1 protein-coding gene is annotated in these 2264 nt (G+C 68.9%); it reads left to right on the top strand.

Going from position 1 to position 2264, the window contains the following annotated elements:
* Window positions 1-30 precede the first annotated feature (30 nt).
* Window positions 31-2264 (top strand): beta-ketoacyl synthase N-terminal-like domain-containing protein (locus ACWDX9_RS62540; RefSeq protein ID WP_449973324.1); only part of this gene is annotated, 2234 nt, incomplete at its 3' end.

Here is a 2264-nt window from a genome sequence, read left to right as displayed (position 1 = left end):
GTGGCGATGAGCTGCCGCTACCCGGGCGGGGTGAACTCGCCGGAGGACCTGTGGGACATGCTCGTCCAAGGCCGTTCGGGCATCTCCTCCTTCCCGGAGGACCGGGGCTGGGATCTGGAGGCGTTGTATGACCCGGACCCGGACCATGTGGGGACCACGTATCTGCGTGAGGGCGGGTTCCTGAAGGACGCCGCCGGGTTCGACGCCGCGTTTTTCGGGATCAGCCCGCGTGAGGCGATCGCGATCGATCCGCAGCAACGACTGCTGCTGGAGACCTCGTGGGAAGTCATGGAACGGGCCGGGATCGACCCGGACACGCTCCGCGGCACCCCGACCGGCGTCTTCATCGGCGGAACACACACCGGATACGGCGCGGATTCACCATCAGCCGACGTCGAAGGCTACTTGGTCACGGGCACATCCAGTTCGGTGATGTCAGGACGGGTGTCCTACAACTTCGGGCTCGAAGGTCCGGCGCTGACGGTGGACACCGCCTGCTCCTCCTCCCTCGTCGCCATCCACCTGGCCTGCGAGTCCCTGCGCCGAGGCGAAAGCACTCTGGCACTCGCAGGCGGCGTGACCGTGCTCCCCAACCCCGAACTGCTCATCCAGTTCAGCCGTCAGCGTGGTCTGGCGAGAGACGGCCGATGCAAGGCGTTCTCGGACGAGGCCGATGGCACCGTCTTCTCCGAAGGCGTGGGCATCCTGCTGCTGGAGCGGTTGTCGGAGGCGCAGGCCAACGGCCACCGGGTCCTGGGCGTGATCCGCGGATCGGCCGTCAACCAGGACGGCGCCAGCAACGGCCTGTCGGCCCCCAACGGTCCCTCCCAGGAGCGGGTGATCCGCCAGGCGCTGGCCAACGCCGGCCTGGCTCCGGGCGACATTGACGCGGTCGAGGCCCACGGCACCGGCACCAAACTCGGCGACCCCATCGAGGCCCAGGCCCTCCTCGAGGTGTACGGAGCCCGTCCCGAAGAACACCCCTTGTGGCTGGGCACCGTGAAGTCCAACCTCGGCCACACCCAATGCGCCTCCGGGGTGGCGGGTGTGATCAAAATGGTCATGGCCGCCCGCGAAGCCCTCCTCCCCCAAACCCTGCACATCACCACCCCCACCACCCACGTCGACTGGGAACAAGGCCAGATCCGCCTCCTCCAACACCCCCAAACCTGGCCCGCACACACCGACAAACCACGCCGCGCCGCCATCTCCTCCTTCGGCATCAGCGGCACCAACGCCCACCTCATCCTCGAACAAGCCCCCCACCCCACCCCCACAGGCACAGGCCCCAACACGGGCACCAGCACAAGCACCGCCGCAGGGGCTCAGGCAAGCACTGGTTCGGACGCTAACGCGGGCAATGGCATAGGCGCAGGTACTGGCATTAACGCCGACGCTGACAAGGACACCAGCACGGGCATCGAAGCTCCGCAGCCCCTACCGCTGGTCCCGGTGGCCCTATCCGCCCGTGACCAGACCAGCCTGGCTGCTCAGGCCGCCCGCCTGGCCGGCCACCTCACCACCCACCCCGACCTCCCCCTGCACGACATCGCCCTGTCCACCGCCACCACACGCGCCCATCTCGAGCACCGCGCCGTCATCCTGGCCCGCAACGCCGACGACCTCCACCACGCCCTCAACCACCTCGCCGGCACAAACACCGACGACAGCCTGGGCCTCGGCGCAGGTGACGGCACAGGCAACAGCGCCGCCAAGAGCAACGGCAGCGGTGACGCGGGCAACGGCAGCGACGGTGGCGACAGCTCAGGCGCTGACGCGGCCGGCGGCACCGGCACTCATGGCGGCACCGGCAATGGCACCGTCTACGGCACTGGTGGTGGCATCGACATCGCCGAGGGCGCGGGAAGCGACACCGGCACAAGCAACGGCAACGGCAACGGCAACGGCACTCACAGCGGCACCGGCGGCACCGAGAACGCCGCAAGCGACACGAGCACGAGCAACGGCAACGGCGGCGGTGGCAGTGGCGGTGGCACGGGTGCCGGCGCGGCCGGTGCCAGCGGCATCAGTATGAGCAACGGCAACGGCGCAGACGCCGCAAGCGGAGCCGCAACCGCAACCACCAACGGAGCCGAAGCCGAGACCGCCAACGGAGCCGACATCCCCATCCCCACCCGCTCGAACACCCGCAACGGCATCGGCGCAGGGGTGAATGTGATCGTCGGGCGTGCCCGACCCGGCAAAACCGCGTTCCTCTACTCCGGACAAGGCGCCCAACACCCCGGCATGGGCCGCCAACTCTA

It is taken from the genome of Nonomuraea sp. NPDC003201, assembly GCF_053590415.1.
Note: the sequence above shows the minus strand (reverse complement) of the source record. Positions and strands in the feature narration are given on the sequence as shown.